At 41.1% G+C, this 24,315-nt stretch carries 28 protein-coding genes and 1 pseudogene; 18 read left to right on the forward strand and 11 right to left on the reverse strand.

The features are described 5' to 3' along the window. The first annotated feature begins 3 nt into the window (after window positions 1–3). The 4 genes from levF to sacC all read left to right on the forward strand — a co-directional run bounded on the left by levF (window position 4) and on the right by sacC (window position 3,852). Complete coding sequence (gene levF / locus NZD81_RS02125) at window positions 4–813, forward strand: PTS fructose transporter subunit IIC (RefSeq protein WP_014664764.1); 810 nt, start codon at window positions 4–6, stop codon at window positions 811–813. A 21-nt stretch (window positions 814–834) separates the two neighbouring features. Continuing rightward, a complete protein-coding gene (gene levG / locus NZD81_RS02130; RefSeq protein WP_040082343.1) occupies window positions 835–1,662 on the forward strand; it encodes a PTS fructose transporter subunit IID in 828 nt (275 codons plus the stop codon). 116 nt (window positions 1,663–1,778) lie between these two features. Beyond that, a complete protein-coding gene (locus tag NZD81_RS02135; protein WP_231560761.1) occupies window positions 1,779–1,910 on the forward strand; it encodes a hypothetical protein in 132 nt (43 codons plus the stop codon). Continuing rightward, window positions 1,849–3,852 (forward strand): levanase, encoded by a 2,004-nt coding sequence (gene sacC / locus NZD81_RS02140; protein WP_282374352.1) that lies wholly within the window; start codon window positions 1,849–1,851, stop codon window positions 3,850–3,852. The genes NZD81_RS02135 and sacC overlap by 62 nt, the downstream gene beginning before the upstream one ends. A gap of 233 nt (window positions 3,853–4,085) precedes the next feature. On the opposite strand, the gene NZD81_RS02145 is transcribed toward sacC, so the two are convergent. The 5 genes from NZD81_RS02145 to NZD81_RS02165 are packed head-to-tail and all read right to left on the reverse strand — an operon-like array spanning window position 4,086 to window position 6,402. Then, the gene (locus NZD81_RS02145) at window positions 4,086–4,385 is read right to left on the reverse strand and encodes a spore coat protein (RefSeq protein WP_040082347.1); all 300 of its coding nucleotides are present in this window, start codon (window positions 4,383–4,385) and stop codon (window positions 4,086–4,088) included. Beyond that, window positions 4,382–4,597 (reverse strand): hypothetical protein, encoded by a 216-nt coding sequence (locus NZD81_RS02150; RefSeq protein ID WP_282372839.1) that lies wholly within the window; start codon window positions 4,595–4,597, stop codon window positions 4,382–4,384. The genes NZD81_RS02145 and NZD81_RS02150 overlap by 4 nt, the downstream gene beginning before the upstream one ends. Before the next feature lie 18 nt (window positions 4,598–4,615). Next, complete coding sequence (locus NZD81_RS02155; RefSeq protein WP_282372837.1) at window positions 4,616–5,752, reverse strand: zinc-dependent alcohol dehydrogenase; 1,137 nt, start codon at window positions 5,750–5,752, stop codon at window positions 4,616–4,618. Between the two features lie 18 nt (window positions 5,753–5,770). Next, window positions 5,771–6,139, reverse strand: coding sequence for a spore coat protein (locus NZD81_RS02160; RefSeq protein WP_009967868.1), 369 nt, complete (start codon window positions 6,137–6,139; stop codon window positions 5,771–5,773). Between the two features lie 17 nt (window positions 6,140–6,156). Further along, the gene (locus NZD81_RS02165; RefSeq protein WP_014664758.1) at window positions 6,157–6,402 is read right to left on the reverse strand and encodes a hypothetical protein; all 246 of its coding nucleotides are present in this window, start codon (window positions 6,400–6,402) and stop codon (window positions 6,157–6,159) included. A gap of 287 nt (window positions 6,403–6,689) precedes the next feature. Here NZD81_RS02165 and NZD81_RS02170 point away from each other — a divergent pair, with 287 nt between their 5' ends. The 4 genes from NZD81_RS02170 to NZD81_RS02185 all read left to right on the forward strand — a co-directional run bounded on the left by NZD81_RS02170 (window position 6,690) and on the right by NZD81_RS02185 (window position 8,295). Further along, window positions 6,690–7,076, forward strand: a complete 387-nt coding sequence (locus NZD81_RS02170) for a VOC family protein (RefSeq protein WP_014664757.1) — start codon at window positions 6,690–6,692, stop codon at window positions 7,074–7,076. A 127-nt stretch (window positions 7,077–7,203) separates the two neighbouring features. Then, window positions 7,204–7,335 carry a hypothetical protein gene (locus NZD81_RS02175; RefSeq protein ID WP_014664756.1) on the forward strand — a complete coding sequence of 44 codons (132 nt, stop codon included), beginning with the start codon at window positions 7,204–7,206 and terminating at the stop codon, window positions 7,333–7,335. A 192-nt stretch (window positions 7,336–7,527) separates the two neighbouring features. Further along, window positions 7,528–7,887 carry an SH3 domain-containing protein gene (locus NZD81_RS02180; protein WP_040082353.1) on the forward strand — a complete coding sequence of 120 codons (360 nt, stop codon included), beginning with the start codon at window positions 7,528–7,530 and terminating at the stop codon, window positions 7,885–7,887. A 51-nt stretch (window positions 7,888–7,938) separates the two neighbouring features. Further along, a complete protein-coding gene (locus NZD81_RS02185) occupies window positions 7,939–8,295 on the forward strand; it encodes an SH3 domain-containing protein (RefSeq protein ID WP_014664754.1) in 357 nt (118 codons plus the stop codon). A gap of 287 nt (window positions 8,296–8,582) precedes the next feature. Here NZD81_RS02185 and NZD81_RS02190 read toward each other — a convergent pair whose 3' ends face one another. Next, the gene (locus NZD81_RS02190) at window positions 8,583–9,395 is read right to left on the reverse strand and encodes an alpha/beta hydrolase (protein ID WP_282372834.1); all 813 of its coding nucleotides are present in this window, start codon (window positions 9,393–9,395) and stop codon (window positions 8,583–8,585) included. Window positions 9,396–9,531: 136 nt separating this feature from the next. Next, a complete protein-coding gene (locus tag NZD81_RS02195; protein WP_277988899.1) occupies window positions 9,532–9,804 on the reverse strand; it encodes a CD3324 family protein in 273 nt (90 codons plus the stop codon). Window positions 9,805–10,165: 361 nt separating this feature from the next. Between NZD81_RS02195 and csn the strand changes: the two genes are divergently transcribed. From csn to NZD81_RS02245, 10 genes and pseudogenes are all read left to right on the forward strand, one after another. After that, window positions 10,166–11,002 carry a chitosanase gene (gene csn / locus NZD81_RS02200; RefSeq protein WP_040082357.1) on the forward strand — a complete coding sequence of 279 codons (837 nt, stop codon included), beginning with the start codon at window positions 10,166–10,168 and terminating at the stop codon, window positions 11,000–11,002. A gap of 195 nt (window positions 11,003–11,197) precedes the next feature. Then, window positions 11,198–11,440: pseudogene (locus NZD81_RS02205) on the forward strand (sigma factor-like helix-turn-helix DNA-binding protein); the annotation flags it as partial. A 152-nt stretch (window positions 11,441–11,592) separates the two neighbouring features. Next, window positions 11,593–12,348 carry a metal-binding protein ZinT gene (locus NZD81_RS02210; RefSeq protein WP_282372829.1) on the forward strand — a complete coding sequence of 252 codons (756 nt, stop codon included), beginning with the start codon at window positions 11,593–11,595 and terminating at the stop codon, window positions 12,346–12,348. A gap of 316 nt (window positions 12,349–12,664) precedes the next feature. Continuing rightward, window positions 12,665–13,132 (forward strand): MarR family winged helix-turn-helix transcriptional regulator, encoded by a 468-nt coding sequence (locus NZD81_RS02215; protein WP_038829673.1) that lies wholly within the window; start codon window positions 12,665–12,667, stop codon window positions 13,130–13,132. Between the two features lie 151 nt (window positions 13,133–13,283). After that, window positions 13,284–14,693, forward strand: coding sequence for an MDR family MFS transporter (locus tag NZD81_RS02220; RefSeq protein WP_136654268.1), 1,410 nt, complete (start codon window positions 13,284–13,286; stop codon window positions 14,691–14,693). A 520-nt stretch (window positions 14,694–15,213) separates the two neighbouring features. Further along, the gene (locus NZD81_RS02225; RefSeq protein ID WP_014664745.1) at window positions 15,214–16,050 is read left to right on the forward strand and encodes a transketolase; all 837 of its coding nucleotides are present in this window, start codon (window positions 15,214–15,216) and stop codon (window positions 16,048–16,050) included. Then, window positions 16,047–17,000, forward strand: a complete 954-nt coding sequence (locus tag NZD81_RS02230) for a transketolase family protein (RefSeq protein WP_014664744.1) — start codon at window positions 16,047–16,049, stop codon at window positions 16,998–17,000. The genes NZD81_RS02225 and NZD81_RS02230 overlap by 4 nt, the downstream gene beginning before the upstream one ends. A 22-nt stretch (window positions 17,001–17,022) precedes the next feature. Then, the gene (locus NZD81_RS02235; protein ID WP_014664743.1) at window positions 17,023–17,781 is read left to right on the forward strand and encodes an SDR family NAD(P)-dependent oxidoreductase; all 759 of its coding nucleotides are present in this window, start codon (window positions 17,023–17,025) and stop codon (window positions 17,779–17,781) included. Between the two features lie 189 nt (window positions 17,782–17,970). Then, window positions 17,971–19,311, forward strand: coding sequence for an MFS transporter (locus NZD81_RS02240; RefSeq protein WP_014664742.1), 1,341 nt, complete (start codon window positions 17,971–17,973; stop codon window positions 19,309–19,311). 237 nt (window positions 19,312–19,548) lie between these two features. Then, window positions 19,549–19,698 carry a GapA-binding peptide SR1P gene (locus NZD81_RS02245; RefSeq protein WP_014664741.1) on the forward strand — a complete coding sequence of 50 codons (150 nt, stop codon included), beginning with the start codon at window positions 19,549–19,551 and terminating at the stop codon, window positions 19,696–19,698. Between the two features lie 86 nt (window positions 19,699–19,784). On the opposite strand, the gene NZD81_RS02250 is transcribed toward NZD81_RS02245, so the two are convergent. From NZD81_RS02250 to NZD81_RS02265, 4 genes are all read right to left on the reverse strand, one after another. Continuing rightward, entirely contained in the window at window positions 19,785–20,486 is a 702-nt protein-coding gene (locus NZD81_RS02250; RefSeq protein ID WP_038829685.1) for a FadR/GntR family transcriptional regulator, read from the reverse strand. Between the two features lie 498 nt (window positions 20,487–20,984). Further along, window positions 20,985–21,692: a YrpD family protein gene (locus tag NZD81_RS02255; RefSeq protein WP_040082365.1), complete on the reverse strand. Its 708-nt coding sequence runs from the start codon at window positions 21,690–21,692 to the stop codon at window positions 20,985–20,987. Window positions 21,693–22,086: 394 nt separating this feature from the next. Next, window positions 22,087–22,884 carry a glutamate racemase gene (gene murI / locus NZD81_RS02260; RefSeq protein ID WP_289859294.1) on the reverse strand — a complete coding sequence of 266 codons (798 nt, stop codon included), beginning with the start codon at window positions 22,882–22,884 and terminating at the stop codon, window positions 22,087–22,089. Between the two features lie 330 nt (window positions 22,885–23,214). Further along, entirely contained in the window at window positions 23,215–24,258 is a 1,044-nt protein-coding gene (locus NZD81_RS02265; RefSeq protein WP_289859295.1) for a nitronate monooxygenase, read from the reverse strand. Between the last annotated feature and the right edge of the window lie 57 nt (window positions 24,259–24,315).

Below are 24,315 nucleotides of genomic sequence, written 5' to 3' on the forward strand. Positions count from 1 at the left end.
AATATGTCTTCATTACAAATTATTTTGTTGTTAGTCATTGCAGCAATCACCGGAATCGCAAGTGTATTGGATGAAGGGCAGACACACCGGCCGCTTGTGGCCTGCACGCTAGTTGGCTTGGTGCTGGGGGACTTAAAAACGGGGATTATCCTTGGAGGCACACTGGAGCTGATGGCGCTCGGCTGGATGAACGTCGGGCTTGCCATGGCGCCTGATACGGCGATCGCCTCTGTCATCTCAACCATTTTAGTTATTACCGCTGATCAGGGAATTGGCGAAGGGATTGCTGTCGCTGTTGCTTTGGCAGCTGCGGGTCAGGCGCTGACGATTTTTGTTCGGACGATCACTGTCTTTTTCATTCACCGCGCTGACAAATATGCAAAAGAAGGAAATATAAAAGGAATTGAAATTATGCATATTACCGCAATGGTGTTTCAAGCTTTGCGCGTCATGATTCCTACATTGATTGTTGCTTTAATTAGTGTCAGCGCTGTTCAGGCATTCCTGGGAAATATTCCTGATGTCATTACAAAAGGACTGCAAATAGGCGGAGGCATTATTGTGGTTGTCGGGTATGCCATGGTGATCAATATGATGAATATTCCTTATTTAAAGCCATTTTTCTATATCGGTTTCTTATTAGCGGCGTTTACCGATTTTAACTTAGTGGGATTCGGAGCCCTTGGTCTTTGTCTGGCGCTTTTATATCAGCAGGTGATACAAAAACAAAGCGCTCACGGAGCAGTCGCGGCCGCATCAGACAGTGGCAGTGTTGCTGTTTATGATGACGATGATGACGATCTTGATGCCTAAACAATGAGGGGGGATGAAAAAATGGAGAAAGAAAAACGATTAACGAAAAAAGAAATTTTCAGCATGTTTATTCGTTCAAATTTTTTGCTCGGTTCCTTTAACTTCGAACGTGTGCAGGCAATGGGATATTGTTATGTCATGATACCGGCGATCAAAAAATTGTACGCTCCCGGAGCGAAAAGAAACGAAGCCCTGCAGCGCCATTTGGAATGGTTTAATACACACCCGTGGCTGACAGCGCCTATATTTGGCGTGACGGCAGCCATGGAAGAAGAAATGGCGAACAATAAAGGAATTGATGGAAAAGCGATAAGCGGAATGAAAATCGGTTTGATGGGACCAATAGCGGGCGTAGGCGACCCCATTTTCTGGGGAACGATTCGCCCGGTCTTAGCTGCCTTAGGAGCCTCTCTTGCTTTAGGAGGAAACATTGCCGGTCCTTTGCTATTCTTTTTCTTGCTGAATGCTATAAGATTAAGCACAAAATATTACGGATTAAAGTATGGCTATGTGAAAGGAATGGAGATTCTTCAGGATTTAGCGGGGAATCGCATTCAAAAGCTTACAGAGGGTGCTTCGATTCTCGGGTTATTTGTTATGGGGGCCCTCGTGTCCAAATGGACCACCATCAACATTCCAATCGTTGTATCCAGGATTAAGGATGAAAGCGGCAAAGTAGATGTTCAAACGGTACAAAATGTGTTAGACAGCATTATGCCGGGTGCGCTGCCGCTCGGATTAACGTTATTGGTGGCTTGGATGCTGCGCAAAGGAGTGAACCCTCTTCTCATTATTTGCGGCATCTTTATCATCGGGATTCTCGGGTATTGGGCTGGATTCTTAGCATAAGCTGTGTGAATGAAGAAGAGAGAAACTGCAGCAGTCTTTTAAGATATAAATGATTCGGATAACAGCGAAACAGAAGAGAATTTCCAGAAACGGACCAGCTTGCGCAGCAGTCTCTCTTGAAAGTGTTTAAACATGAAGAGAGGAGCGAAGGAACAAATGAAAAAGAGACTTATTCTAGTCATGATCATGTTCACCCTGCTGTTGACTATGGCATTTTCGGCGGATGCAGCCGATTCAAGCTACTATGATGAGGAATACCGTCCTCAATATCACTTCACACCGGAAGCAAACTGGATGAATGACCCAAACGGAATGGTATATTATGCGGGGGAATATCACTTGTTCTATCAATACCATCCTTACGGGCTTCAGTGGGGGCCAATGCATTGGGGGCATGCCGTCAGCAAAGATTTGGTTACATGGGAGCACCTTCCTGTTGCGCTGTATCCGGATGAAAAAGGCACGATCTTTTCTGGAAGCGCAGTTGTCGATAAAAATAACACAAGCGGTTTTCAAACAGGCAAAGAGAAGCCGCTTGTGGCCATTTATACACAGGATCGGGAAGGCCATCAAGTGCAAAGTATTGCCTATAGCAATGACAAAGGCAGAACATGGACGAAATACGCAGGCAACCCTGCCATTCCAAACCCGGGTAAAAAAGATTTTCGCGATCCAAAAGTCTTTTGGTATGAGAAAGAGAAAAAGTGGGTGATGGTACTGGCAGCTGGTGACCGAATTCTCATATATACATCAAAAAATCTGAAGCAGTGGGCGTATGCAAGTGAATTTGGACAGGGACAAGGAAGCCATGGGGGAGTATGGGAATGTCCGGATTTATTTGAGTTACCGGTAGATGGCAAACCGAATCAAAAAAAATGGGTCTTGCAAGTCAGTGTCGGAAACGGAGCGGTTTCGGGAGGATCAGGCATGCAATATTTTGTAGGGGACTTTGATGGAACTCATTTTAAAAATGAAAACCCGTCAGACAAAGTTCTTTGGACGGATTACGGCAGAGACTTTTACGCAGCTGTATCCTGGTCCGATATTCCATCCAGAGACGGCCGGAGGCTTTGGTTAGGTTGGATGAGCAATTGGCAATATGCGAATGATGTTCCGACATCTCCATGGAGAAGTGCAACGTCTATTCCAAGAGAGTTAAAATTGAAAGCGCTTACTGAAGGGGTTAGAGTAATCCAAACACCAGTAAAAGAGCTGGAAGCCATTCGCGGGACCTCTAAGAAGTGGAAGAATCTGACCATATCGCCTGCAAGTCATAATGTGCTATCGGGGCTATCTGGAGATGCCTATGAAATAAATGCAGAATTTAAAGTAAGCCCTGGTTCAGCTGCTGAATTTGGTTTTAAGGTCCGAACAGGAGAAAAGCAATTTACGAAAGTCGGCTATGACCGAAGGAACGGCAAACTGTTCGTTGACCGGAGCAAGTCGGGCAACGTCACCTTTAATCCGGCCTTTGACACCGGAAAAGAAACAGCACCGCTGAAGCCGGTAAATGGAAAGGTTAAGATGCGCATTTTTGTTGACCGCTCCTCGGTTGAAGTATTTGGGAATGACGGACAGCAGGTCATAACAGATGTCATTCTCCCAGATCGATCAAGCAAAGGGCTTGAATTATATGCTGCAAATGGAGATGTAAAGATAAAATCTTTAAGGATTCACCCTTTAAAAAAGGTATGGGGCACGTCACCTTTTATGTCCAATGTAACCGGCTGGACAACGGTAAATGGCACGTGGGCCGACACAATTGAGGGAAAACAAGGGCGGTCGGATGGCGATTCCTTTATCTTGTCTTCAGCATCCGGGTCAGACTTCACTTATGAATCTGATATCACCATAAAGGATGGAAACGGAAGAGGGGCGGGAGCACTCATGTTTCGCTCTGACAAAGATGCCAAAAACGGTTATCTTGCCAACGTGGATGCGAAGCATGACCTGGTGAAATTCTTTAAATTTGAGAACGGTGTTGCTTCTGTCATTGCTGAATACAAAACGCCGATAGATGTTAATAAAAAGTATCATCTAAAAACAGAGGCCAACGGTAATCGTTTTACAATTTATTTAGATGATCGTCTTGTGATTGATACCAATGATTCCACATTTTCAGAAGGCCAATTTGGTTTGAATGTGTGGGACGCGACTGCTGTCTTTCAGAATGTAAACAAGGAGTCTTAATTTTTAAGAAGGCACAGACCTGAATAATCTGTGCCTTCTCGTTATTTCAACAAATTAATGATTCGCGGTTACATGCTTCCAAATCATCTTAGAAAATCCGTATCAACGTTAATCTGTTTACACTCATGAGGCCCGAAAGATGAAAAACACTGTTCATAGCGACTTGAACAACAGAAGCTGAGGAGCAGTTTTGGTCTATCAATACTGTTCCTCAGCAAATCAGTCATTGTATGTTAAAGGGTTGGCAATTGAATCGCTGTATCAATATTTTTCAAATGCAGCTTGACTTGTTCGTCAGTATTCCAAGGATGGTACCAGCCTTTTTCCATCATATAGCTTGAGAGTTGTTCATGCATATCGAGTGCTTCTTCCAAATGGCGGATAAGGACCTCTTTTACTTCAGGCGTTCCGGCTTCAGTGGCTGCCATCGCATAATTTCTGACTCCGTTTTTTGCTGAAATTAATAAGTCCATAGCAATGATTTGGTCTGTCAGAACGTTCATGCCTGTTAGATATTCAATGATAGGATTCATTTTTCACTCATCTCCTCAACTTGCTTTGCATTAGATAAAATAGCGGCAAATTCCTGCAGCTGTCGGGTTGTGATGTCAACGTCTTGCTGCATGATTTCTTTAAGCTTCGGATCAGATACCAATGCTTTCATTGTTTTAGATTTCGTCAAACAGAGGGTCTTGAAAGCAGTCATTTCCTGGACCTCAAGCACTTCATGTAAGGCGTATTCCATTTCTGTCACCTCCGTTTTTTAAGGCTTTAACACAACTTTTATACAATCATCCATTTTTGCATCAAAAATGTCATAGCCATGCTTGGCTTCACTAAGCGGCAGAACATGGCTGACAACATCTCCCGGGTCAATTTTGCCCGTTGATACGAGCTCAAACATGTACGGCATATAGTGGATCACAGGAGCCTGTCCAGAGCGTATATTGATGTTACGCTGCATGATATCTCCTAACGGAAAACCGTTATATCTGCCCCCGTACACACCTGTAATTTGTATGGTTCCTCCTTTGCGAACAGCCTGGGAAGCAATGACCAATGCACTCATCGTTCCCCCATGAAGCTTTAACCCGCTGGCTAGGAACTCGAGGTCGCTCATTTTCCCATCCATCCCAACAGCGTCAATGACTACATCCGCTCCGCCTTTCGTAATTTCCTTTAAATAATTCCCTGTATTCTCATGGTCTTCAAAATTAACGATTTCTACTTTGTTTGTACGTTTCGCATGCTGTAAGCGATAGTTTACATAGTCAACTGCTATGACGCGTTTTGCGCCTTTTAGCCAACAAAACTTTTGAGCAAACAGGCCGACTGGTCCGCAGCCGAGAACGATTACAGTATCGCCTTTTTTTACGCCGGCATTGTCAACACTCCAAAAGCCGGTGGTCATGGCATCGGCAATCACGCTTAATTTCTCATCGGGCTCCTCACAAGATTCAGGAATTTTAAAATGGGTAAAATTCGCAAAGGGCACTCTTAAATATTCAGCTTGGCCGCCCGGATAACCGCCAGTTTGCCCTGAATAGCCGAAATAAGCACCCATTTCCCCATTGTCATTAGACTGATCACATTGGCTTTCCAGCTGGTTTTTACAAAAAAAACATTCCCCGCAGGCGATTGTAAAAGGGATAATGACGCGGTCACCTTTTTTGACCTTTGTAACCCCTGGCCCAACTTCTTCAACGATTCCCATCGGTTCATGGCCGATGACATAGTCTTCTTGCAGATTAGGAATGAATCCATGGATTAAATGTAAATCTGATCCGCAAATGGCTGTACTGGTGACCTTTATAATCATGTCATCGGATTTTTCAATCTTTGGATCGGGGACATCTTTGACCACAACATTTTTAATGCCTTGATACGTTACTGCCTTCATGCTGTCAAACCTCCAGTATTAGTGTTCATCAGGTGTCCGGTCAAACATCCCTTTTCGATTTGTTTCATCAGGAAAGAGGTTCATATTGCCGACCATGATTGTGTTTTTTGCAGAGAGCTGATCCAGCTTATACTGTTCGCTCAGCTCATATGGATGGAACCATTTTTTGCTGATCATCAGTTCTGTAATCTCTTGGTGCATCGCAATTCCTTGCATCAGCTGTTTCCGCAGCAGGGCTCTTACATCTGGTGACGCGGTTTCTGTCAAAGCTACAGCAGTATTCCGTACGCCTTCCTTAGCTCGTATGAGAAAATCCATCGCGAATGTAGTATCTGCAAGTTCAGGCACATTCAGCGAATTAATAGGGTCTAAATGATCATTATTCAAAGAGGCCTACCTTCCTTTCAATTGATGATTGGCGTTGGGCGGCTTTGAGGGACAGGGGCCTGAAATGAGGCACGCTCATAAACCGCTTGTAATTCAGTAAGGTCTTGAATGGATTGCTGCACATCTTTTTGCATCAAGTCCTTCAGTTCTTGGTCAAACACAAGTCCTTGCATTAACTTTGATTTCGCTATACAAAGTGTTTTAAAGTTCACGATTTCATGTAGGTCTACAGCCTCGTGAGCTGCTAATGTTTGCTGATCCATATTGATGCAACCTCCTTTTATCAACGTTACATTTCCCGAAATGAAGTTGAAGCATACAGAAAGAACACCTTGGTATCATTTTTTGTTGATGTAGAAGCGCTGTTTTTGCTCGTTAGCGTAATTTCTCATGACATATAATAAACTGCACCTTAAATGGTAAGTATATTTTGAACCTAAAAGACGAGTGAAGTTTTTTTATGGAAACTTGACATCATGCTGTCAGGTTTCTTTTTGTATCATTAAAATGTATGACCAGTAAAAAGTATGTTTTATGGGAGGCACACAATATGAAGCTGCTGCAAATTAGACTTTTGGTGAACGATTTTAAGAAAAGCGTCGATTTTTATAAAGATTCATTAGGACTTCCGATAAGTTGGTTAGAGAATGAAATGGAATATGCACTCTTTGATAATGGGGAGACGAAAATAGAGATATTATCTCGAGAAACGATGGCTGAAATCATTGGAGAGGAAAAACAATCTTTGGAAGGAGAAACTCAATCAAAATTTTTGCTTCAGTTTCAGGTAGAAGATGTTGATAAAACGTATGACGATTTACACAAAAAAGGAGCGAAATGTGTGAATAAACCTCATGATCGCAAGGAATGGAGTGCCCGAGTCGCTCACTTCAGAGATCCAGATCATAACCTGATTGAAATATATAAAATGCTATGATTTTTCGACTTGCAAAATGATAGAATCAGCCTTTGATAACGTACCTTGTCCTTTTTATATACGTTCTAGAAAAGAAAACAAAGCCATCACACCCTTTGGACACTGAACTTACAGCATTTACGCTGGTATGTTTGGTGTTCGTTTTTGGTTAGATGAAAAAGGAGAAGTATCCACGAATCGAGGAGAAGCGCGGATACAAGGCAGCAGTACACGGATAGAGTTAATTGGTGGAAATGAACCGCATGATCCAAGTCCTTAATATTAAGCCTGACTGCTATTTATTTTGTATTTTTAATTGTCGAAAACATAGGAATAATTCCACTTTTGAAAGATCTAGTTTATGGTACATTGGTACATATATGGGAGGGGAGGGGGCCTGTGTTCTAAAAGTAGATCCTTAACTGGATGGAAGTAAGTTAAACGTACGGCATTTATAAGGGGAGGGTATAAGGTGAATAAGCTAAAGAGACTAGGTATGCTAATGGTAATGATCGCATCATTGTTCGTTTTTTCTAGTCATGCACTTGCGGCTCAGTATTATACGGTTTCAACAAGCAGCGGTGCGCCTGTAAATATGCGCAGCGGCCCAGGTACAAGTTGGGGAATTGTAACGACCATTCCAAGCGGAACCCGCATCCCGATCTATTGCTACAAAACCGGTACAACTGTAACTGGAAAGTATGGGACGAGTAATATTTGGAATTACACAGAGCGGACGCTTGCAAGCGGCGAGATCGTTCCTGGTTTTGTCTCTGATACTTATATGTATACAGGCTCAGACGGTCCGGTTGTTCCTAAATGCAGCTGGTAGCATTGTTCTATCGATTCTCAAAATGAAGAAATTGAAGAAAGAGGGATGACATTGACTAAACTGAAAATGCTCAGTATGTTAACCGTTATGATTGCATCATTATTCATTTTTTCCAGTCAAGCGCTTGCCGTTCAGTACTTTACTGTCTCAACAAGCAGCGGTGCGCCTGTAAATATGCGCAGCGGTCCAGGTACAAATTATCCTATTATGCTTTCCATTCCGAGCGGCTCCCGTGTTCCTTATTATTGTTATGCTTATGGAACAACAGTGACTGGGAAGTATGGAACGAGTAATATTTGGGACCAAATCCAATGGAAAGATTCCCGGGGGATCGTGAATATTGGATATGTGTCTGACACGTATGTGTACACAGGCTCAGATGGCCCAGTCGGTTACAAATGCAACTAGCGATATACGGATCTCCCTTTTAAGGGTCTATCAGAGAGAAACCATACCAATCACAATAGTTGGTATGGTTTTTGCTATGCTTGCGTCTTCTATTCCTGCATTTGTGGTGATTTTCAAAGTAGCTTCATGATGTTAGACACTGGTTGTTGGTGAGGACAAAATAACCAGCCGCATTAGGGTTGTATCTAATGCTCTAAAATACGAAATTAAGATAGGGAACATCTCACATTGCCGTTCTCGTTATTGAAAAGTTCTCTTGGTCCTTTTATGAAAATTTTAATCAATCCTTAACCCGTATGTTTATTTTTTTCTAACATGTCGTGTAACCTCTCAGAAAATTCTTTATGATGCATGGTGTACCCCGTATGATTTCCGGGGAATTCAACCAATTCTGTTTCCAATTGTTCTGCTAGGGCGTTCGCGCAGCGATAAGGAAAAAGCTCCCGTGAAGCACTTCCGCCAGCTGGGATTATCTTCACCGATGCAGATGTAAACACAGTTTTTAATGCTTCGATATCTAATGTATAGTTGAGAATTCCTTGAATTTCATAATCAGTGAAATACGTTGAATTGCTGAGGAGCCGTTTTGTCAGGACATTCTTTGATTGTTCGTCAATCTCTAATCTTGCTATTAACTTCGTGACTTCACCTCGATGATTTTTCTTAAGGTCCTCCATGAATTGCTCGGCTTGTTTCAGCTCATTTCCATGCAGAAGCTGCAATAGGATTGGTTCGTGCGGGATCATGACACGTACTTGTTCAGGGTGGCGTATGCACAGATCAAGCCCTATAACAGCACCGGAGCTGCTTCCAAATACATAGGCCGGCTTATTGGTGATTTTAGCTAGAAGACGGTGAGCATCGTCGCTGTGTGTTTCCACACGGTAATTCTCAACCTGATGGGCGAGATTGCTGCGGGAATGGCCGCGGCGATCGTAAGTAACAACCGTGTACCAGTTAGCCAGATGATTGGCAACATGATGGAACTTGTCGGCATCACCGCCTCCGCCGTGGACCAAAAGAATGATTGGACCTGTGCCCCGCACCTGATAGTGGATGTTGGCGCCGGGTACTTGCAACGTTCCATTGTATATCGTCATTTGTAAAACCTTCCTTTCTTCTCATCTCCCTTAATTTTACACAATGAGCCAATGGAATCATATGCAGGAAATAACTAAGAAACAAACTCGCCATATAAAAAGCACTGATTATATTTCATCAGTGCTTCCGTTTGGTTTATTTAGAGTAGACAATTTTTTTTATTGTTTCATCAGAGAGGTGATATTCCTCACATAATTGATGAATGGTTTTGCCGTTTTTAAATGCTTTTTTAATAGAAGCGTTTCTGTCATCGATCAGCTTTCTTGTTCCTGAACACGCGCCCCATTTTTGATGAGAGGTTTCAGGTTTAGGGATATATATTGTTTCTCCTTGGACATACTTTTGAATTTCCGATATCAGCTTTTCAGGTAAAATAGCGGTTGCTTTTACATATGCCATTTCTGCCAGCTCCTTATTTTTTATGTTAAATAAGGTGCAAAGCCACTATATCAGAAAAGCTTACTTGGGCGATCTTTTAGAAAGTCTACCCCATGCAAAGTATCGCCTTCCCAATAATAGGCTTTGCATGGGACGTTGCGGAATCTGGCATTCTCATCTTGCTTGCCATTTACATCACCTCCTTACCTATTTTCGATGATCATTTCCATTATAAATTAGAGTAAAGCTTTATGGCATCTTGAAAAGAGTAACATTCAAGTTATATTACTTTGGATTCAAAATATTGACAAAACAATGTATTTTCAACAATAAGACAGTCTCTTCATGTATACTAAGTCTGGATTTACAATATTTAGAAGGAGGCAATAAAATGAATATCAGTTTGAAGAAAAAAGCGGGCTTCTGGAAAAAGGCAGCAATCTCATTACTTGTTTTCACCATGTTTTTTACCCTGATGATGAGCGAAACGGTTTTTGCGGCGGGACTGAATAAAGATCAAAAACGCCGGGCGGAACAGCTGACAAGTATCTTCGAAAACGGCACGACGGAGATCCAATATGGATATGTCGAGCCATTGGGTGACGGGCGAGGCTATACATGCGGACGGGCAGGTTTTACAACGGCTACCGGGGATGCATTGGAAGTAGTGGAAGAATACACAAAGGCAGTTCCGAATAACAAACTGAAAAAGTACCTGCCTGAATTGCGCCGTCTGGCCAAGGAAGAAAGCGATGACATAAGCAATCTTAAGGGCTTCGCTTCTGCCTGGAAGTCGCTTGCAAATGATAAGGAATTTCGCGCTGCCCAAGACAAAGTAAATGACCGTTTGTATTATCAGCCTGCCATGAAACGATCGGATAATGCCGGACTAAAAACAGCATTGGCAAGAGCTGTAATGTACGATACGGTTATTCAGCATGGCGATGGTGATGATCCTGACTCCTTTTATGCCTTGATTAAACGTACGAACAAAAAAGCGGGCGGGTCACCAAAAGACGGAATAGACGAGAAGAAGTGGTTAAATAAATTCTTGGACGTACGCTATGACGATCTGATGAATCCGGCAAATCATGACACCCGTGACGAGTGGAGAGAGTCGGTTGCCCGTGTGGACGTGCTCCGCTCTATCGCCAAGGAGAACAACTACAATCTAAACGGACCAATTCAGGTTCATTCAAAGGAATACGGTCATTTCGTAATCAAATAAGCATTGAATAAAGCGGCATCGTTTCTTGCCGCTGCATTCTCCCCATGATGTGAAAAAGACAAGAGACAAACAAGCTCTTGTCTTTCCTATATATGATCGTTCAGCATAAATATTTTAGAAAAATGTCAGTATCAAGTAATGAATGTATCACCAGGCGTATGCTTCAGGTGTCTCTCCTCCAGGTCCGTTAAAGATACTGTGTGTATTCGATCGACCATCAAACGGTTGCCTGAAAAGTATCGAGAGGCGCTCGAGTTAACTGAATATCAGGGGTTATCACAAAAAGAGCTGAGTGAAAAGCTCGGCATTTCTTACTCGGGAGCAAAATCAAGGGTACAACGCGGAAGGGGAAAATGAAAACAGCTGCTTGAGGGATGCTGTCATATTGAAGCGGATCGATATGGAAATATCGTAGACTTTCGTATTGTAAAGGAATAACTGATGAACAAAGTCAGTTTTCTAATTTAAATGGCCATCCGCTGCCAGATACGATTCTGAAATAGGTAGATGAAGTTCCCGTTGATGTAGGCAAGAGATAGATGTATAATATAAATCGTAACGTTTTCGATTTAATAAAAAGGAGTGTTGGAATGAAGATTTTATTTGCAAAGAGGCTAGGTATATTAACTATAAGTTCATTACTCGTATTGGCAGGATGTCAGACTTCCGATTCATCTAAAGGTGAGTCTAATCAAACAACATCATCCTCAGCAGCTGAAGAAAACTCTTCCAAAGCGCAAGAGCACACATCTGAAAGTCACACACATGAACATTCTCACGATCATAGTCATGCGCATGATAAAGAAACAGAAAAAATGTATGAAGGCTATTTTAAAAACAGTCAAGTAAAAGATCGCCCACTTTCTGATTGGGAAGGAGATTGGCAATCTGTATTTCCATATCTGCAAGATGGTACTCTTGACGAAGTGTTTTCATATAAATCAGAACACGAAGGCGACAAGACAGCTAAAGAATATAAAGAGTATTATAAAAAAGGTTATCAAACAGATGTTGACCGTATTGTAATCCACAAAGATATTGTAACCTTCTTTAAAAATGGAAAAGAATATTCTGGTAAGTATACGTATGACGGGTATGAAATTCTAACATATGATGCGGGCAATAGGGGGGTAAGATACATATTCAGACTAGCTAAAAAAGCGGAAGGGCTTCCTCAGTATATCCAGTTTAGCGATCATAGTATTTATCCGACTAAAGCTAGTCATTACCACCTCTATTGGGGTGATGATCGTGAAGCTTTACTTGATGAAGTCAAAAACTGGCCTACCTACTACCTGTCAAAAATGGATGGGCACGATATTGCCCATGAGATGATGGCTCATTAAATGATGATTATTCTATGAAGTATGGTGCTTTTTTATCATAAAGTATGGAATGAAATGTTTATACGCCCCTGTATTAGCTGCTGACCCTTCGCCAGCAGCTTTTTGTCCTCTTTAGTTTTTGGCGTTTCTTCTCTCCGCTGACGGTGAGTTCTAACAAAATAAAGGTGGTCTATAAGCCCGACAGCATCCAATTAAAAGTCAAGGGAAAATAGTGTGCTGCCCTGATGTTACTAGTTATCATTTTCTCATTTTGTTGAAATAGAAACAATAAATGAATATAATATGGCTAGTGCACCAACTGGTGGGAGGGCAGGCCATGAATAAAGAAGAACAGCTCATATTGAATTTCAGAGACTTATTTAACAAGATGGTGTTGCTTAATAAGTCTAAGATGGAAGACAGTTTGAAGGGGTACAAGCCTTCTGAAGTACATTGTATTGAATCCATTGGGAAAAATGCTGATAGCAATGTGAGAAAACTTGCGGAGTCCCTTTATATGACGAGAGGTGCCATAAGTAAATTAACTAAGAAACTGATAAAAAAAGACCTTATTGAAAGCTACCAGAAGCCGGATAATAAAAAAGAAATTTATTTTAGGCTTACTGCGCAAGGCAAAGTAATTTATAACATCCATGAGGAACTCCATAAAGAGTTTCGAGAACGGGACAAAGTCGTTTTTGAACAAGTTACCGAAGAACAATTTGACAGTATGCTTAGCTTCGTGGAAAAGTACAGTAGGCATTTGGATACTGAAATAAAGAAACAGGGAATAGCTGTTAATTAAATCGGATAAATAGAATAAAGAAACCAAAGTCAGCCCAACTCTATTGTGAATGGGCTGTCTTTTTTTATTCTTAATTTTGTTGACAAGGAAACAATATGGTGATATCTTTTTGTTGACAGGGAAACAAAATGGTTTCTGAGAGGAGAATAATATGTCAAAAGATCAAATAAAGAAATCAGGCTTATCGAAAGAAATTCTCTCGGCTGCCTGGGCAATTGCACTTGGAGCAATTGCTCCAATGCTTGATTCAACTATGGTAAACATTTCCATTGACAAATTAAATAAAGATTTCAGCACGACGTTGGATACCATTCAATGGTCCATTACAGGTTATGTTTTAGCCCTTGCTATTGCAGTTCCTGTATCCGGATGGCTTATGAACAAATTTAACGGAAAGAAAATCTTAATCGGTGCAGTCATAGCCTTTGGTGTAACTTCTGTTTTTGCTGGGGTTAGTTGGAATATTTCTAGCTTTATCTTATTCCGTTTACTTCAAGGGTTTAGCGCTGGGATTATTACCCCGCTTATGTCAACGCTATTGGTTAAAACAGCAGGCCGAGAACATATAGGGAAAGTGATGGCTATTGTCAGCACACCAATGATTTTGGGCCCAATCTTAGGACCTGTAATCGGGGGCTTCATCGTCCAAGCTACATCATGGCATTGGATTTTCTTCATCAACGTGTTCATCGTTTTGATTGCTGCACCACTGATGATGAAAACTCTTCCAGACTTTGAGCCATTCAACAAAAATAGCAAACTTGATATTTTTGGAATTATCAATTTATCCTTAATGAGTGCAGCAATGATATACGGAATTACGAAAGCAGCGGACCATGCATCATTTAACAATAGCGAAACAATCCTATGGACGGGCATCGGCCTCGCATTAGCTGTAATTTACATCGTATATAACCGAATCAGAAAAAATCAAACCGTACTCCCCATAAATTTGTTTGCGCACAAAAACTTCTTAGCATCCAGCGTCGGGTTATTATTAGCGAATATTGCCGTCATGGGACCCATGTTAATACTTCCATTGTTCTTTCAAAACTTCCGTCATTTCACGGCAATCGAAGCTGCGCTAGCATTAATCCCCCAAGGAGTCGGGATGCTTATTACTCGGCCAATGATTGGAAAAATGATTGATCGGGTCGGTGCGAAATACGTCGTTATGGCCAGTCTTGTTCTTTCGCTTATCGGGTCTATTCCACTTATCTTTATCACCGATAAAACGAGTATGATTTGGATTTCCATCATATTATTCATCCGGGGGACCAGTTTTGGAGGAATTATGCTTCCATTGACGAGTGATGCTTATACAGGGCTTGGCAGCAAACAACTTCCAGAAGCAGGTGTCGGTATTCATATTATTGAAAATCTTGGTTCGAGCTTTGGTACGGCTGTTATCGCCACTGTGGTCGCAACTGTCATGCAAGGATTACAACCAACGATTGCGAATGGCTTAAAAGGTTACCATGCTGGGTTCTTAGTATCCACCATTGTCCTTGCTGTAATCTTCATCCCAAGTCTATTCCTCACACATAAAAAAGCTAAATAGAGAAATAGAAATTGTTGGATTGGTGTGTTTGTATCATATTTAATGTGCTGGAAGCGTTTATGAGACTGAATAATCTTTCGCGGTAAGAGGTTAGCAGAAGCAGCGCCGTTACCCAGCCTAAGATACAAAGAAAAAAGAGGCCTGGTTATAGACATTCCAAGCCTCTTCATACTTTTACTCCCTTCACATGTAACATCTCATCTTTTCCGATTTAGTACATTGATCTAGCTATTTTGATATGAAGGTGTCGTCCTTTCTAATAATTGAGTGGATTTGCTCAAAAAAGATCTTAAGGGTAATAACCAGTTGATACTGGCGTAGTGTGCTTATGACAATCTGAAATGGAACCAAGCTAGATGTTAAGTATTTGAGCTTTAATCCATTCAATTTTAAATTTTCAAAAAACGGTAGACAAACGCTTTCAGGAGTTGTATAGTGTTCTCATAAGTTACTTGTAATACAAGTGAACAAGTAACTGAGTATTCGTGTTTCTATCTTAATAATGACTGAGGTGATCGGAGTGAAAGAAATAAGTATTGCGGAACTCCAAGAGAAAGCCATTGAGCTTAGGAAAACAGCGGTAACAATGATTTACGAAGCGCAGTCCGGGCATCCAGGAGGTTCATTATCTGCTGCTGATATCATCACAGCCCTTTATTTTAAAGAAATGAAAATAGATCCCAAAAATCCCAAGTGGGAAGACCGGGACCGTTTTGTCTTATCGAAAGGCCATGTGGCGCCTATTCAATACGCTGCTTTAGCGCTGCGAGGCTTTGTCCCTTATGAAAGCGTATACAAATTAAGGCAGTACGGCTCGCCTTTTCAAGGGCATCCTGATATGAAGAAATGTCCAGGGATCGATATTTCAACTGGCTCACTAGGCCAAGGGCTTTCCTGCGGTGTCGGTATGGCGCTTGCAGGAAAACGAGACGACAAAGATTACCGGGTGTTCGCTATGGTAGGTGACGGAGAATGCCAAGAAGGACAAATTTGGGAAGCGGTTCAAACAGCAGTGAAATACAGCCTTGATAACTTAATTGTTTTTGTCGACAATAACCGTCTGCAAATTGATGGATTCTGTGATGAAGTAATGCCACTTCAAGACATCGAGAAAAAGTTCGAAGTATTTGGTTTTGAAACAAAGCGAATTGATGGACACTCGATGGAAGAGATTGTAGAGACATTAGACATCGTAACAAAAACGAAAAATGGAAAGCCGAAATGCATTGTAGCAGACACGATTAAAGGCAAAGGCGTGTCTTACATGGAAAATATCTGCTCATGGCACGGAGTAGCGCCAAAGGAGAAAGAATACGAACAAGCATTAGAGGAACTGGCAGGAGGTTTAAGATCATGAGCCAAACCGAAAAAGCATTAATCACGAAAAAAGCGACGCGGGAAGCTTTCGGTGATGAAATCGTTCAATTGGGAAAAGAAAATAAAAATATTTACGTAATCGATATCGATATCGGCAAGTCATGCAAAACAGGAGAATTCATAAAACAGCTCCCCCATCAGCATGTGAACGTCGGGATTGCGGAACAGAACGGCGCCGGCCTGGCAGCAGGTTTGGCGACAACAGGTAAAATCCCATTTGTAAGCACTTATGCCGTCTTCGGTTCGCTGCGCATGGCGGAACAAATTCGCCAAGAAGTTTGCTATCCAAATTTGAATGTGAAAATCGCCTGCTCACACGGCGGACTAACGCCGGGCAACGATGGCGGGAGCCACCAGGCGATTGAGGATATGGGCGTCTTAAGATCATTCCCAAATATGACTGTGATCATGGGTGCTGACTACCACTCAACTAGAAAACTGATCAGGCGGGCAGCGAATACGTACGGCCCAATGTATCTGCGTTTTACCCGAGACGCAGTGCCGGTTATTTACGACGAAAATGAAGAATTTATCATTGGAAAAGCCAAACGATTAAAGCACGGAAAAGATATCGCAATCATTGCGAATGGGGATACAGTATATCTTGCCTTAGAAGCGGTCAAACAGCTGGAAGAGCAAGGGATTTATGCAACACTTTTAGACATGCATACAATCAAGCCTTTGGATAGAGAAGCCGTGGTAGAGTGTCTGGATATCGGCAATATCGTGACTGTAGAGGATCACAACATCCTGAATGGGCTGGGAAGTGCTATATGTGAAGTAGCAGCGGAAGAAGGGAGGGGCCGAGTCAAACGAATCGGAGTGCAGGACCGGTTTGGAGAATCAGCTCCTTATGAGAAGCTGCTGGAAATCAACGGCATTACCATTGAAAATATTATAAAAACGGCTAAGGATATGCTTAGAAGATAAAATATGAAAGTGGGAGAACGCCATGTTTACATTAAATGATCAGGTAGCTATCGTGACAGGAAGTGGGTCTGAAAAAGGAATCGGCAGAACCATTGCATTAACTCTTGCCAAACAGGGAGCTTCAATTGTAGTAGCAGATATGAATCAGACAGGTATTCTAAAAACAGTAGAAGCTATCACAGAAAGCGGAGGGAGAGCGGTTGGTGTAGAAGTTAATGTAACGAATAAAGAATCGGTTGACCATATGATAGCCAAAACACTTGAAGAGTTCGGGCGCATTGATATTTTAGTGAATAACGCAGGAATTTCTCAAAAAGTAACGGTACAGGATATGACATTGGAAGATATGACAAGAGTATTCAACGTCAATATGTTTGGGCTGTTCTTGTGCACACAAGCCGTTTTAGAAACAATGAAAAAGCAGCAATATGGCCGTATTATCAATCTTTCTTCTGTATCTGCAAAAAGGGGCGGCGGCGTTTTTGGCGGTGCCCATTACTCCGCTTCCAAAGCAGCCGTATTAGGCTTTTCTAAAAACCTTGCCCGTGAAGTAGGGAAGGATGGTATAACTGTGAATTGCGTAGCGCCTGGCCTTATCAATACCGACATTTGGAAATCACTTTCTGAAGAAGATGCGAAAAAAGTCATTGATAATATCCCCATGGGTCGCCCGGGTGAAACAGAAGAAATTGCCGCCGCAATTACGTTTTTGGCTACTAAGGAAGCAGCCTACATCACAGGAGAAGAAATTGATATTAATGGCGGTTCACACATGGACTAGTGGATCTATGCATAGCAGGTATGTTAAACATGCCTGACCCACTTCTATCAAAGACGAAACAAAACAAGAGAAAAATGTAAGCGTTTAACAAAGAGAGGAGAACTTTTGTTTTTGAAGAAAATGTGATTCTTTTATCTTTGGACAGGGCAGCACCTAGAAGGACAAAACTAGGGTTAAGGGGGAGTCTTTTTGGATCAATTAGCATTAGAGCGTTCAACCACTCGTAAAGTAACAATCCGGTTAATTCCATTTTTATTCTTATGTTTTATTATCGCGATTTTAGACCGAGTTAATATCGGTTTTGCAGCTCTCCAGATGAATGAGGATCTAGGGTTTTCAAATGCTGTATTTGGACTGGGAGCAGGGATCTTCTTTCTTGGTTATTTCATTTTAGAAGTTCCGGGTAGTGCTATCATGACAAAAATCGGGGCGAGAAAATGGATCAGCCGGATTATGATCACGTGGGCCATCATCGCGATATTAATGGCTTTTGTACAAGAACCATGGCAGTTTTATACTGCGCGGTTTTTATTAGGTGCTGCGGAAGCTAGTTTTTATCCATGTATGGTCTTTTATTTGAGTGGATTTTATCAAACGAAACACCATGCTAAAGCAATTGCTGGATTTATGCTGGCCATCCCCGGGGCGAATGCATTGGGTTCTCCGCTTTCTACATTTCTCTTAGGAATTGAATGGCTTGATATATCTGGATGGCAGTGGCTATTTATTTTAGAAGCGATTCCTGCACTTATACTTGGTGTAATTGCATTTTTTTACCTAGATGACAAAATCGAAGATGTGAAATGGCTGAATAAAGATGAAAAGCGGTGGCTTATTAACGTAACAACAAAAGAAAGGATGGAAAAAGAACAGGTAAAGCACTATACATTTGCTCAAGCCTTAAAAGATCGGGATGTGTTAATTCTATCGATCGGCTATTTTTGCTGGATGATTGGATATTACGGCATTAATATGTTCTTGCCGACGATCTCACAAGGATTATCTGAAACGATTTCCCTAAGCACACAGGGGATGGGCTGGCTGTTAGGCGTTATGTATTTCTGCGCTATGGTGGTTATGATTTTCGTTGGAAATCATTCTGACAAGAAAAACGAAAGACTCTGGCACGTAGCTGCTTGTTTAACTGTCAGTGCTGTTGCAATGGTCATTAGCAGCTATGTAGCAAATTCAAGTGTTATATTAGCATTTGTATTTTTAACAATTGCGTTATGCGGCGCTTTTGGTGCCTATTCTCCTTTTTGGGCAATTCCGCCTTCTTTCTTAACAGGAGCTGCAGCGGGTGGTGCGATAGCATTAATCAACAGTATCGGAAATCTTGGCGGATTTTTCGGTCCATACATTGTCGGTTATATTAAGGATATGACAGGTTCTTTTAATATAAGTATGATTTTCTTAGGCCTAAGCATGATCCTAGCTTCTCTAATTCTTGTATTTCTGGTGAAACAGTCTGGAAAAGCGCTTAAAGTAAAAAATGACACATATAAATCCAGCATTGAAAAGTCTAGTTGAAAAAGGTTTGTGATTAAGAGCCAATGGGTGATGTTCATAACGACAGTCATTTTTTGAATATAGAAAACTCAAAATCTTGCAAAGTGTCCATAAAATTAGGGCTAATCAGCGAAAGGATGATCCAGGAATGAATACTGTCATTCGGGCTGTGGTCACAGACGTTGTGGGGAAGCGGCCATCAAGCCTTGATTTGATGAGGGCATTTGTGAAATAAAAATGATTGGAGGCAATAAAACCATGGTACAGAAATCAAAAGTGCAACAAGATACGATTGTATGCCAGGTGTGTGAAAAAGTGATCGATACAGTTTATAGTTCTGAAGGTGTTAAAGTCTTATATGGTATTTGTCAAAGATGTTTAGGACCAGAAGACCAAAAAGGAGAATAGGTAGGTAAAGGCGTATAGAAATGGAGGTCATATTGTAGCCACTATACGCCAGATTTTTTTTAATAAAGGACTTGTTCTAACAGAGTTTAGCTTTTCCAATATCGTTCATATAAGTTCTGCATGTGGGCAGTCATTCGCTCAACAGCTTCTTTTTCGTTACGGTCTTCAATTGCTTTAATAATCAGTTTATGTTCCTGAAAATTCACTTCGCGGTATTCTGAACGAGTAACGGTTCGGTCACGGATAAACCGCCACATTTCCTGCTGCTTCATAGCATTCGTGATAGCGGACATGAAGGTAATAAATAAATCATTATGTGATGCTTTCGCAATCCCCATATGCAATTGTTCGTCAGTTTCAGGAACGTACACACCAGACATCGTTTCTTCTTCCATTTTTTTTATTGTCTTCCTAAGCTCCTGAATATCATCGTCAGTCGCTCTCAAAGCCGCAAATTTTATAATTAAAGGCTCAATGTGCATTCTTGCCTCCACAATATCTTCCGGAGATGCTGACTCCATGGAAGCAGAAATCCCATTGGTTATTGTGGTATTTTTAACAAACACGCCTTCTCCCTGGCGCGAATAAATGACCCCATTCATTTCCAAGGCACTCAAAGCCTGCCTAACCGGCGCGCGGCTGACACCAAACTGCTCACATAATTCCCTTTCTGAAGGCAGTTTATCACCTACTTTAAAAGAACCTAACTGAATTTCCGAAAGGATCTGATTATAAATTTGTATGTATAATTTTTTATTGGAAACAGGATTGAATTTAATAAAAATCATTCCTTTCAATTGTCATACAAGTATATTTATTATATACCTTTCAGATTTGAAGGGCAAAATAATTATTCCTTAAAATGTTCCTGTAATCGGGAACTAAAAGCCTCTGTGCTTACTAATACTACGGAAATCAGAGGAGAATTAAAGCAAAAGAAGATTGATTAGAAGAGATGCCCGTCCAATGACTTTTATCCCTTAAGAGAGCGGTATGCATAGTAGACAACTGTAAAAAACAAATGATGAGAATGTAAAGGGGAGCCTTAATTTTTCGCGCTTATCACGTAGTATGTAGCTGAAAAGAAGGTGAACACAGACAAGTGATTCGTTTTAAAAAGAACCGCCTTCGATCTTAATACGTTGAAGCAGTTTTGCTGTTCAAACAGTTAGCTGTCTTGGCTACCGGGCGGGCTGCTTACCAAAGCTAACTGTTAAATTGAAATAAAAAAAGGGCCTTTTAAAGCCCCTTTAAAGCCCATTGCCGCACTGGTTGCTCAACATGTTTTAATTTTTCACAACGGACAAACTGACACTGTTGCCTGATACTGTTACTTTAGCGAAATCTTGAGTATCAATCACAGGTGTTATTGCTTTGTTGTCGATGGTGATGTTTGTAAAAGATGTTGAAAAATTTGATTTGATAGATTGGCGTGAACCTGTTGTTGCAACTGTAGCGAGCGCTTTCCACTTCGAGATGGAGCCGACATTTGTTTTGCTGATTTCTGAAATAAGACGGCCGTTGTATCCCGCATTGTTCGTGCCCCAGTAGGTAGCGCGGGTATTGCCGTTAAGATTTTTGTAGATGGTAAGTTGTACGGTGCTGCCTGGACGGAAACCTTTCGTATTCGTGAATTGGCTTCCACCTTCGAGGTACTGAACCTGATCCTGTCCTTTTGAACCAACTTTCATATATGGTTTCCATACATTATATTTTTCACTGTACTGAAGCCCGATATCGGATTCTGTGCCTCCGCTAAAGCCAGAGTAGATGTAGGCTGTCCCATTTGAAACTTGAACGGAGCTAGGAAGCTGGATTTTCGTAACTAGAATGGCACCGGTGCTGTTCAAGTAAGCCCTCCCGCCGATTCCATCAGTTAGCTGTGATGCAGCTTCTGCGGTTTTGGGGCTAATAATACCCGGCACATCTACTGCACATGTGCCAAAAAGCACGGTTGCCGTAAGCACACCCGCAAGCAGTCCTTTTTTCATCATCATTGTTTCCCCCTATTATTATAATTAGAAAACGCTATCATCTAGTATTATAAAACATTATGAAAAAAATTCCATAATAAACATGCAAATAGACACAGAATTTACACATTATGACTTTATAGATCTGGCAAACGGTTGATTCGTAATCTCAAATAATGCCCTATGAAGTGTACATTTAACTATAAATTTCTAATGTACTTGTGCTTAAAAGAAATTCAATATAAAAAAGGGGGAGAGAAAAGAGAGGGAAAAATATAAACATAAAAGGGTAATGAAGTGGGCTTTTGAAGCCCACTTCTTAGTTCATATTTCCCTTCAGGAGACTGTCTTTATCATTTTGTACATTTACTGAAAACCCATAATTTGCATTGTTTATAACCAGGAGCCCTTACATTCAATGTCCAACATGACTCCTTTGATTTTCATCTAATATTTCAAACAATGTTTTGTACTTTAATACGATTTCGTGGTCATCGAATTTATGGCCTGAATTGAAAAAGGTGATTGAGCCCGATCCTTTACCAAGCTGGTTACGCTCTGCAAGTATTTTCTTCAACTGTTTTGCAGTACCGACGCTGCCTGAAATAATATCAACTTTTTTTCCAAACAGTTTTTCAAAACTGTTTTTGAAAAACGGAAAATGAGTGCATCCTAACACAATGGTTCCGTATTGTTTCAAATCAAAAGAAGATAGTTCATTCTTTAGATATTTAATGATCTTGTCTTCATTAAAATCAAAGTTCTCAGCAAATTCAACCAGCCCTGGAAGAGCTAAGCAATCAACAAGGTCATGGTGATCAACTTCTTTTACTAGATGATGAAATTTCTCTTCTTTAAGCGTCAAATGAGTAGCAACTACGAGAACTCTTTTTCTTTCCTCCTCACAGTTTTTTATAGCAGGTTTTACAGCAGGCTCTATTCCGATTATCGGAAAGTCGAAGTTTCTCCGAAGATCTTCTATAGCTATGCTAGTAGCTGTATTACATGCAATAACAAGAGCTTTGATATTTTGACTGGCTAGAAATTCAACTGCATTAAAAATATATTCTTTCACTTCTATCTTTGATTTTTCACCGTATGGAACATGTAAAGTGTCCGCATAAAAAATGTAATCTTCATAAGGAAGAACTTTTATGGCCTCATACAATACAGTCATTCCACCTATTCCAGAATCAAAGAAACCTATTTTCATAACTTTTCACGCTTTCTATCTAATCTTTTTTTATCATATGACTTCATATCATTTGAATCAAATGAAAAAGGCTGATTTTAATATTCGAGTTAAATATGGGAGCTATCGATTTTTTGAATAGGCAGCAAAACTTGAGAAGAGAGAGAAGACCAATAGTGAAAACTTGGTGATGTAAATGTGGCGAAACATCAAGATCGCACCAACCAGTCAAGTTTTCGGATTCTGGGCTAGATTCTGGATGATTTTACGGTTCAGGATGCGAAATCACAAAAAAAAGCAAACTGCCTGTCGGAGTTTGCTTGTTGGCTCTATCCAAACAATGAGCTGCACCTATATTTTTATATCCTCTGGGCAAAGCTTATGTAAAAGCTGCTTAACCGACATTTCCTCAGTTAATGATCGTATCCCTTGACCTGCCCATAAAGACATCTGATCATGGTTATTTTGAAGTGAAGCCTGCTGTCTCATTGCCTTTGTTAGTGTATTTTGATAAGGATACGGAAGGGTTTGTGTCTCATACTGTTCTTTTTCTTCCATCCATTTATTTACGATTCCTCTGGCCTCTTTACCTGAAAATAGTTTCGTAAGCTTTGTATCTGCTTCGTTTGCCTCTCGTATTTTCTGTTTATGCACTGGATGTGCGCTGCTCTCGTGACAAATTAAAAAGGCAGACCCAATTTGAACGCCTTGGGCTCCAAGAGTTAAAGCTGCTTTTACTCCTCTGTGGTCTATAATTCCCCCAGCAGCTATGACAGGTACACTCAATGCATCTGCTGCTTGTGGAATCAGAGCCATTAAACCTATGGCAGATTCACCTTTGGAAGGTAAAAATGCTCCGCGATGTCCACCGGCTTCGCTTCCTTGAAGGACGACGATATCCATTCCCCGTTCCTCCATTAACAATGCTTCTTCCACTGTTGAAGCGGTTCCAATTAAACAGCATCCAGCAGTTTTTAGCTCCTTGACTGCGTCTTCCGGAGGCAGATCAAAAGTGAATGAGCAAGCCTTTACCTTGTATCTTAAAATCATATCAATTTTTTGATAGAAATCATCCCACTCTTCTTGCACAGGTGTGAATTGATTTACTTGATTCGCTAACGGTATGTTTTCTTTCCACTTTTTAACCTGGTCTTCTGGCGGCATTTCTAGACCGAGCGGAACAAACACATTAATTTGAAAAGGAGCGTCTGTCAGCTCAAACATTTCTTTTATTTGTTGTTCTAGCAGTTCTGGCTTAAGGTACCCCGATGCTAAACTACCAAGAGCACCTTGATTTGAAACAGCAGATGCCAGTCGAGGCTTTGTAATGCCGCCAGCCATTGGAGCTTGAATAATCGGTTTTGTTAAGGAAAGCTTCTTCATAAATTCATTCATACCGAATCCCCCCGTTAAGACATGACTTTTGAAAAAGTGTCATTTCTCATTTTCCTC

The sequence above is a fragment of the Bacillus sp. B.PNR1 genome, from assembly GCF_030386235.1.
Taxonomy (GTDB): Bacteria; Bacillota; Bacilli; order Bacillales; family Bacillaceae; genus Bacillus; species Bacillus stercoris.

What these genes read in the sequence shown, in the direction of transcription:
- levF (WP_014664764.1), top strand. Translation starts at nt 4, where the DNA reads ATGTCTTCATTACAAATTATTTTGTTGTTAGTCATTGCAGCAATCACC.
- levG (WP_040082343.1), top strand. Translation starts at nt 835, where the DNA reads ATGGAGAAAGAAAAACGATTAACGAAAAAAGAAATTTTCAGCATGTTT.
- sacC (WP_282374352.1), top strand. Translation starts at nt 1,849, where the DNA reads ATGTTCACCCTGCTGTTGACTATGGCATTTTCGGCGGATGCAGCCGAT.
- NZD81_RS02145 (WP_040082347.1), bottom strand. Translation starts at nt 4,385, where the DNA reads ATGAATCCTATCATTGAATATCTAACAGGCATGAACGTTCTGACAGAC.
- NZD81_RS02150 (WP_282372839.1), bottom strand. Translation starts at nt 4,597, where the DNA reads ATGGAATACGCCTTACATGAAGTGCTTGAGGTCCAGGAAATGACTGCT.
- NZD81_RS02155 (WP_282372837.1), bottom strand. Translation starts at nt 5,752, where the DNA reads ATGAAGGCAGTAACGTATCAAGGCATTAAAAATGTTGTGGTCAAAGAT.
- NZD81_RS02165 (WP_014664758.1), bottom strand. Translation starts at nt 6,402, where the DNA reads ATGGATCAGCAAACATTAGCAGCTCACGAGGCTGTAGACCTACATGAA.
- NZD81_RS02170 (WP_014664757.1), top strand. Translation starts at nt 6,690, where the DNA reads ATGAAGCTGCTGCAAATTAGACTTTTGGTGAACGATTTTAAGAAAAGC.
- NZD81_RS02175 (WP_014664756.1), top strand. Translation starts at nt 7,204, where the DNA reads ATGTTTGGTGTTCGTTTTTGGTTAGATGAAAAAGGAGAAGTATCCACG.
- NZD81_RS02190 (WP_282372834.1), bottom strand. Translation starts at nt 9,395, where the DNA reads ATGACGATATACAATGGAACGTTGCAAGTACCCGGCGCCAACATCCAC.
- csn (WP_040082357.1), top strand. Translation starts at nt 10,166, where the DNA reads ATGAATATCAGTTTGAAGAAAAAAGCGGGCTTCTGGAAAAAGGCAGCA.
- NZD81_RS02210 (WP_282372829.1), top strand. Translation starts at nt 11,593, where the DNA reads ATGAAGATTTTATTTGCAAAGAGGCTAGGTATATTAACTATAAGTTCA.
- NZD81_RS02215 (WP_038829673.1), top strand. Translation starts at nt 12,665, where the DNA reads ATGAATAAAGAAGAACAGCTCATATTGAATTTCAGAGACTTATTTAAC.
- NZD81_RS02220 (WP_136654268.1), top strand. Translation starts at nt 13,284, where the DNA reads ATGTCAAAAGATCAAATAAAGAAATCAGGCTTATCGAAAGAAATTCTC.
- NZD81_RS02230 (WP_014664744.1), top strand. Translation starts at nt 16,047, where the DNA reads ATGAGCCAAACCGAAAAAGCATTAATCACGAAAAAAGCGACGCGGGAA.
- NZD81_RS02235 (WP_014664743.1), top strand. Translation starts at nt 17,023, where the DNA reads ATGTTTACATTAAATGATCAGGTAGCTATCGTGACAGGAAGTGGGTCT.
- NZD81_RS02245 (WP_014664741.1), top strand. Translation starts at nt 19,549, where the DNA reads ATGGTACAGAAATCAAAAGTGCAACAAGATACGATTGTATGCCAGGTG.
- NZD81_RS02250 (WP_038829685.1), bottom strand. Translation starts at nt 20,486, where the DNA reads ATGATTTTTATTAAATTCAATCCTGTTTCCAATAAAAAATTATACATA.
- NZD81_RS02255 (WP_040082365.1), bottom strand. Translation starts at nt 21,692, where the DNA reads ATGATGAAAAAAGGACTGCTTGCGGGTGTGCTTACGGCAACCGTGCTT.
- murI (WP_289859294.1), bottom strand. Translation starts at nt 22,884, where the DNA reads ATGAAAATAGGTTTCTTTGATTCTGGAATAGGTGGAATGACTGTATTG.
- NZD81_RS02265 (WP_289859295.1), bottom strand. Translation starts at nt 24,258, where the DNA reads ATGAATGAATTTATGAAGAAGCTTTCCTTAACAAAACCGATTATTCAA.